This window comes from Nonomuraea sp. NPDC049784, assembly GCF_040659615.1.
GTDB lineage: Bacteria > Actinomycetota > Actinomycetes > Streptosporangiales > Streptosporangiaceae > Nonomuraea.
In genome coordinates this window covers 1-7,173 of sequence record NZ_JBFAMX010000529.1, presented here as the reverse complement: position 1 = coordinate 7,173, position 7,173 = coordinate 1, and the positions used below count along the sequence as shown (strand labels likewise).

Below are 7,173 nucleotides of genomic sequence, written 5' to 3'. Positions count from 1 at the left end.
GGCCGTGGCCGATCCTGGTCGCCTTCCTGAGAGGCTGCGCGGCTCGACGGCGCTTGCCAGCGACTCGGCCGACACGTGGGCGGGGCTGGTGGAAGAGGTCTTCCAGCACGTGGACCCGGCCACGTACCCGCACCTGGGGCTGCTGGTCCACGCCCTGGTCCGGCGTGCCATGGCGGACCCCACGCCCGAGGTGGCCGACCGGCTCGAGGAGCTGCTGTTACAGGAGTCGGTACGCTCGCCCGACCCTGCCTGGGCGCCCGGTGCGCTCGCGCTGCTGGGCGGCGGGCTGGTGCGGCTGTTCGGGGTGACGGGGGAGCGGGAGCACATCGACGACGCGGTGCACCTGCTGTTCAGGGCGGCGCTGGCCGAGCCGTCCCACGCAGCGGAGCTGGCCACGGCGCTCGGCATGGCGGCGTTCGGCGACGAGGAGCTGGTCAGGGCGTATCTGGCGGCCGCGGAGACGGCGCCGCGCAGCCAGGACAGGTCGCGGGCCCTGCTGGCGCTGGTCGAGCTCGCCCACGCGCGGTCGGCGGGGTCGTTCGCCGACCGCGATCTGCTGGCCTTCATCAGGGTGGGGCAGTGCGCGCTGGACTTCTGGCACGAGCAGTGGGCCCACCCCGGCGTGCTGGCCCCGTACGCGGCCGGGCTGGTCGAATGGTTCATCGTCACGGGAGACGAGCGCTCGCTCGAGGCCGGCACGGAGATGCTGGAGGCCCTCCACGTGACGCCGGACGAGACGGCGCGGGGGCTTGGCAGCGACCCGGTCGTCCGGCTCGGCCTGCTGGGCGGCCGCCGCTGGAAGCGTTACGGCGTCACCGGAGAGCCGGCCGACCTGGAGAGCGCCATCGAGATCATGCGCGAGGCGGCCGGGCTCGCGCCGAGCGGGCACCCGGACCGCGCCAGACTGCTCGCCAACCTCGCGAACGCCCTGCTCAGGCGGGCCGTGGTGACCAGGGGAGACCCCGCCGAGCCGATCGCGGCCGCCCGCGCCGCGCTCGCGGCCCACGGCGAGCGGGACCCGGCCAGGGCCAGGGTGCTGCTGATGCTCGGCCAGGCGCTCCAGCTGGACCTCAGCGCGGACAAAGCCGACGAGGCCGTCGCCGCGCTGCGCGAGGCCCTGGCGGCCGGTGAGCGGCTGGCGTTCCGCGCGGAGGCGTACGAGCTGGTCTCGGAAGTGCTGCGGTGGCGGGCCACACAGGCGGGGCGGGTGGAGGACCTGCACGAAGCGGTGGACGCGGCCCGCCAGGGCCTCGAGCTGGCCGTGAAGACCTCCCGCGACCAGGCGCCCGCGCAGCGGGTGCTGTGCCGGGCGCTGCTGGCGCGCTTCTCCGCCCAGGGCGACGTGCGTGACCTGGGGGAGGTGCTCGCGCTCGCCAGGGACGGGGACCCCGAGCTGCTGACCCGGCTCGGCGCGGTGCTCGACGGCCCGCTGCCGCCGGACCAGCAGCTCGCCCAGTCCGCCACCGAGCTGGCGCTGGCCCTGCCTGACCTTCCGGACCTTCCGGATGGCGAGGTGGCGGTCAAGCTGCTGCGCTACGCCGAGCGGCAGGCCGACTCGCCCGGCGAGTTCCTGCTGGAGGCCGGGCAGCGGCTGAGCGAGCTCGGGCGGCGGCGCACGGCCTGCGTCGTGCTGGGGCGTGCCGCGGAGGCGTTCGGCGTCGGTGTCCGGATGGCGTACGCGCTGTCGGCGCAGGGGCTCATCTACCGGGAGCTGGACGAGCTCGACCTGGCCCTCGAGTCCTTCGAGCGATCGGCGGGCGTCTACCGCTCGCTGGGTGAGGCCGGCTCGGAGGCGCTCCAGCTCGGGCACATGGGCCTGGTCCTCCTCCAGGCGGGAGACCCTGCTCGCGCCCTCGAACACCACCAGCTGGCCATCGCCCTGTGCGAGAGCGCCGGGCTGGCCGTGGAGGAGGCGGCCCAGCAGGGGCACGCGGCCGAGGCCTGCCTGGCGGCCGGCGACCCCGTCGGCGCCGTCGCCTGCGCGGCCAGGGCACGCGAGCTGTATGTCGAGCTCGGCGAGGCGCAGCCGGCGGCCCTGGTGCTCGTCCCCGCCGCCAGGGCGGCCCTCGACCAGGACGATCTCACCGCCGCGGGCGAGCTCATCGCCGCGTGCGCCATCGAGCTGGAGGCCGCCGGGGCGTGGGAGGAGGCCTGCAGGACGCTCGACGCGCAGGCCGTGCTCCTGGCCGGGCGCGGCCACCCCGGCCAAGCCGCCGCCTGCGAGACGCGGCTGGTGGAGATCGTGCGGCGCAGGGGGGAGCGGCGCGAGCCCGCCGACGAGTGGTACCGCATCGCGCGCCGCCGCCGGGCCCGCGGCGACGCCGACGGCGCCAGGATGGCCTTCCAGCTGGCCGAACGCGAGTACGAAGTCCTCGGCCACTACGACGGGGCCGCCTCGGTCCGCTACAACATGGCCGTGCTCGCGTACGGGGAGGGGGAGACGGAGCGGGCGCTGGAGGAGTTCGGGGCGGCGGGGCAGGCGTTCGCCAGGCTGCGGGCTTCCGCGAAGGAGGCTTCCGCGCTGACCATGCGTGCCACCTGCCTGACCGTCCTCGACCGCTTCGACGACGCGCTGGCCGATCTCGAACGCGCGCTGGAGCTGGCCACCGCGGAAGGCGATCCGGAGACCCAGCTCACCGCCACGCTGGGGCTGGCCGCGCTGGACGTGCGGCTGGGTTCGTGGCAGGAGGCCGGGGAACGGCTGAACACGGCGCTGGGGCTGGCCGCCGGGGATCCGCTCAAGGAGGCCGTCGTACGCGACCGGCTGGCCGCGCTGGCCGCCCGTACCGGTGACCTGGAAGCGCAGGCGGAGGCGCTGGAGCTGGCGGTGGCCGGGTTCCGCGTGAGCGGCCGGCCGGGGCTGGCGGCGCTCACCTCGATCAAGCTCGGCTTCGCCCTGGAGGAACGCGGCGAGTTCCGCCGCGCCCGAGCGGCGCTCGAAGACGGCCTCACCGGTCTCGACCCGGCACTCGCGGCCCTCGGCTCGATGCCGCCCGGCGGCTCGGCGGAGTCGGGTGGCTCGGGGGTGCCCGGCGGCTGGCCGGAGTCCGGAGGCTCGGCGGAGGAGGGCGGCTCGGCGGAGCGCGGCGGGTCCTTCGAGCTCATCGCGGCCATGGGCGGGGGGCTGGACGCGGAGCTGCTGTCGCGGCTGGCGAGCATCCAGCTCACCCTCGGGGACGTGACCCGCGGCCACGCGACCTTGGCCGAGGCGATCAGGGCGGGCGGTGACCAGACGGAGCGGCTGGAGACCTGGCTCAGCATCGAGGAAGCGGAGGCCGCAGGTGACCTGGAGACCGCCCGCGCCCTCGCCGAGCAGGCCGTGTACAGCCACCCCATCGTCTCCGGGCAGGGCGTGAACGGCCGCCCCATCGTCTTGGAGCACTACTCGTTCCTGCTGGCCAAGCTCTCCGCCTTCTGCCGCGCGCTGGGAGATCTGGAAGCCGCCCACGCGTACGCCGCCCGCGGCTACGAGCTGCGCGACCACCTCATGATCGACCACCTGCGCAACCTCGGCGCGGCGTCCAGGCAGCTGGGCCGCCTGGACGAGGCCGCCGAGCACCTCTCCCAGGCGGTCGCCCTGGCCCGCGACTCCGACGCCGTGCTCCCCGCCGATCTCGTGCAGACCCTCGACCTGCTTGGCCGCATCCGCACGGACCAGGCCCGCTGGGAGGAGGCCGCCCGCGCCTTCGAGGAGGGACTGGGGCTGCTGTCCTCGCCGATCTGGCGCCCGTTGCGGGCATCCTTGCTGGCCGGACGGGCCGCGCTCCACCTGAAGCTGGGCGAGCTCGCGGAGGCCGAGGCCATGTACCGGGAGGCCATCTCGATCGGGGAGGAACGGGGCAGCCGGGGCAGTCTCGCGGACGGCTACGCCGACCTGAGCCTGGTCTGCGCGCTACGAGGCTCGACGGACCAGGCCGGCGTCTTCGCCGGACGGGCCCTTGACCTCGAACGCGCCGCCGGACGGACCCGCGGCGTGGTTCTCGCCCTCATCATGCGTGCTCGCCTAGAGGACCCCGCCCCGGCCGGGGTCTCGCTGGCGGAGGCCCTGGCTCTGGCTCAGGAGATCGGCTTCTGGCCCGGGGCGGCCCTCGCCCTGAGCCGCCTGGGCACGCTCGATGTGGCCGCCGCGTCGTACGCCCGCGCCCACTGGCGGCTGACCGAGGCCGTCGAGCTGCTGGAGGAGCTCGGGCACGACCTGGAGCTGGGGATCGCCCTGCACAACCGGTCTCTCGCGGCGGAGGAACTGGGGGATCTACCGGGCGCGCTCGCCGACGCTGAGCAGGCCTACGAGCTGGGTCACGCCTCCGATGACAGGGTCATCGAGCTCGCCGTGCGCCTGGGGCACGGGATGACGGCCTGGAGGCACGCGGAGCAGGCCAGGTCCAGCACGCTGGCCGCCCAGCTCGGCCTCGGGCATGTGCCCGGGGCGGTGTGGCGCGTCGGCGAGGACCGGCACGTGATCGACGATCTCGGCGATCGGCGCCGGCCCGCGCCGAGTAGCGTGCCCAGTGAGCTGCTGGAGGCCGAGCGACGCGGGCTCGGCACCGTGCGGACGCTCATGTCGGCCGCGCGCAACACCCGCGACCCGGCGGAGGCCGCGACGCTCATCCGGCGGGCCCGTACCGCGCGGGGCGGCGTGGAGGCGCTGTGGCGGCGCATGGAGCCTCTCGCCCCCGACTACGTCGCACTGCGCCGGGGCACTCCACCCGACCGGCTCCAACTCGACACCCTCGTCACCCCCGGCCGGCCAGGCGGAGCCGTCGCCCTCGTCGGCTTCCACGTCGGCGAGGAGACCGTAACGGTGCTCGCCCACCGCACCGGCTGGCCCGAGCCGCGCGCTTTCCCGACCACAGTCGGCCGCGGCCTGCTGGCCGACTTCACCGCCACCATCGACGGGCGGCGGCCGGACCTGCTGGACATCGAGGCGCGCCGCCACCGCGCCGCCCTCTGGCGCCGCCTGGCCGACCTCCTGCTCGCGGACGTGCTCGACGCGCTCGGCGACGGCCTGGACCACCTCTACCTGGTCCCGCACGCCGAACTCCACCGAGTCCCGCTCCACGCCCTCGCCCCGAACGGCCGCCCGCTCCTCGAACGCTTCCCCGTGACCTACGCCCCCTCCGTCGCCGCCCTGGCCCGCCTCGCACAGCGGACCTCCTCGACCGCGACCCAGTCGCTGGCGTTCGGGTATACCGCGGAACCCGAGGGCCGGGCCGTACTCGAAGCGGCGGCACAGGACGCCGCCGCTCTGCTCGGCACCCAGCCCCTCACCGGCCCGGCCGCCACCGCGACCAGACTCCCCGGCTCCTGGGACGTGGTGCACCTGTCGTGCCACGCCGTGTTCGACTCCAGCGACCCGTTCGGCTCGGGCATCAGGCTCGCCGACGGCCTCCTGACCGCCAGGCAGCTCATGAGCATGACCGTGGACGCCGGGCTCGTCGTCCTCACCGCACTCGAACGCGGGGTCATCGGTGGAGAGGGCCTGGCCCACGCGCTCCTGCACGCGGGCGCCAGGTCGGTGCTCCTCCCGCTGTGGCCGGTCTCCGCCGAGGTCACCAGGGCCCTGATGCGCGACCTCCACACCAGGTTGCGTGCCGGCACGGGCCCGGCGCAGGCGCTGCGCGAGGCCGTGCTCGAACTACGAGACCTCTACGGTCCCGCCGAGCCCGACCTGTGGGCCGCTTACGTCCTGGTGGGCCTTTGAGCGAGCACCTCGGCCAGCCGGTCCATGGACTCACGCCCGCCCCGCGGCCCGTCGGCCCGCACGATCGCGTCCCGCGCCTCCACCGACTGGTGCACGGACTGGGCGACGTACCGCGTCCCGCCCGGCACCTCCTCCAGGGTGACCGTCTCCAACGCCACATCCCCGGGCCAGCCCTCGAACTCCCAGGTCCGTACGAACCGCTCAGGCGCCACCACGTCGTGGTAGACACCCCCGAAGCCGTACTCCCGGCCACGGGCGTCGATGTTCACATACCGCCACAGGCCGCCCCGGCGGACCTCCAGCAGATCGACGCGAGTGGTGAGGGAGTGCGGCCCCCACCACCGGGGCACCAGCTCCGGGTCGGTGACCACCCGGAACACCTTCTCCCGGGGAGCGTCGAAGACGCGGATCATGACGATGTCCTGGCGGCCGGGTTCGATCACGAACTCCGTGTCACTCATGCTCACCCTTCTGGATCTTCTTGATCTCCTGCTCGAGCCGGTCGAACCGGTCGCTCCAGCGGTCCCGGTAGCGGCCGATCCACTCCGAGGCGCCGTCCAGCGGCGCCGTCTCCAGGCGGCAGGGCCGCCACTGCGCGTCACGGCCCCGGCTGATCAGCCCGGCCCGTTCCAGCACCTTGAGATGCTTGGAGATGGCCTGGAGGCTGATGTCGAACGGCTCGGCCAGCTCGTTCACCGTCGCCTCGCCCTCGGCCAGCCGGGCGAGGATCGCGCGCCGCGTCGGGTCCGCCAGCGCCGCGAAGGTGAGGCTCAGCCGGTCCTCGGGCAACTCAGTAGTCCACGATCGCGCCGCAGGAGATGTTCACGGTCGCGGAGGTCATGGTCCTGGCCCGGTCCGAGGCCACGAAGGCGGCGACGTCGCCCACGTCGGCCAGCGTCGCCGTCCGCTTGAGCAGGGTCGGCTCGCGCAGCGCGGCCTCGAGCCCGTCCCTGCCGGGGTAATCGCCGGGCAGGCTCTCCGGCACGCCGCACGTGACCATGGTGACGACGCGGACGCCGTACGGGCCGGCCTCGCACGCCCACTGCCGCCGGATGCCCTCCATGGCGTCGAGCGCGACCTTGAAGCCGCCGAGCCCATGCGCCGTCTGGGGCCCGCTGCCGCCGAACATCAGGATCACCCCGGACCCGCGGGGGATCATGTGCTTGACGGCTGCCCTGGTGGTCAGGAACTGCGTACGCGCGGCGGCCCCGATCGGCTGCAGGAAATCCTCGACGGAGATCTCGAGCAGCGGCTTCTGCACGTCCTGGACGCCGATGGCGTTGAACGAGACGTCGATGCCGCCGGCCCGGCCTGCCACCGAGTCGGCGAACGCGCCGACCGCCTCCTCGTCCAGCGCGTCCACCAGGGCCGTCTCGGCGGCCCCTCCGGCGGCGCGGACGTCCTGGGTGGGGGTCAGCACCGTGATGTCGTCCAGGTCGAGGGCGTGGGCGATGGCCTTGTGCATGTGCTCG

At 74.5% G+C, this 7,173-nt stretch carries 4 protein-coding genes; 1 reads left to right on the top strand and 3 read right to left on the bottom strand.

The window, feature by feature from the left end:
* Positions 1–88: 88 nt before the first annotated feature.
* Positions 89–5,701 carry a CHAT domain-containing protein gene (locus tag AB0J09_RS50650; RefSeq protein ID WP_360708522.1) on the top strand — a complete coding sequence of 1,871 codons (5,613 nt, stop codon included), beginning with the start codon at positions 89–91 and terminating at the stop codon, positions 5,699–5,701.
* Here the strand turns inward: AB0J09_RS50650 and AB0J09_RS50645 are convergent.
* The 3 genes from AB0J09_RS50645 to AB0J09_RS50635 form a co-directional block, all read right to left on the bottom strand.
* A complete protein-coding gene (locus tag AB0J09_RS50645) occupies positions 5,680–6,162 on the bottom strand; it encodes an SRPBCC family protein (RefSeq protein ID WP_360708519.1) in 483 nt (160 codons plus the stop codon). The genes AB0J09_RS50650 and AB0J09_RS50645 overlap by 22 nt on opposite strands.
* Positions 6,155–6,490: a metalloregulator ArsR/SmtB family transcription factor gene (locus AB0J09_RS50640; RefSeq protein ID WP_360708517.1), complete on the bottom strand. Its 336-nt coding sequence runs from the start codon at positions 6,488–6,490 to the stop codon at positions 6,155–6,157. Before AB0J09_RS50640 ends, AB0J09_RS50645 begins: the two co-directional genes overlap by 8 nt.
* Before the next feature lies 1 nt (position 6,491).
* Positions 6,492–7,173: SDR family oxidoreductase (locus tag AB0J09_RS50635; protein WP_360708514.1), on the bottom strand; the 682-nt coding region annotated here is incomplete at its 5' end.

Excerpts from the sequence above, each read along its gene's own strand:
- AB0J09_RS50645 (WP_360708519.1), bottom strand. The coding sequence starts at position 6,162 with ATGAGTGACACGGAGTTCGTGATCGAACCCGGCCGCCAGGACATCGTC.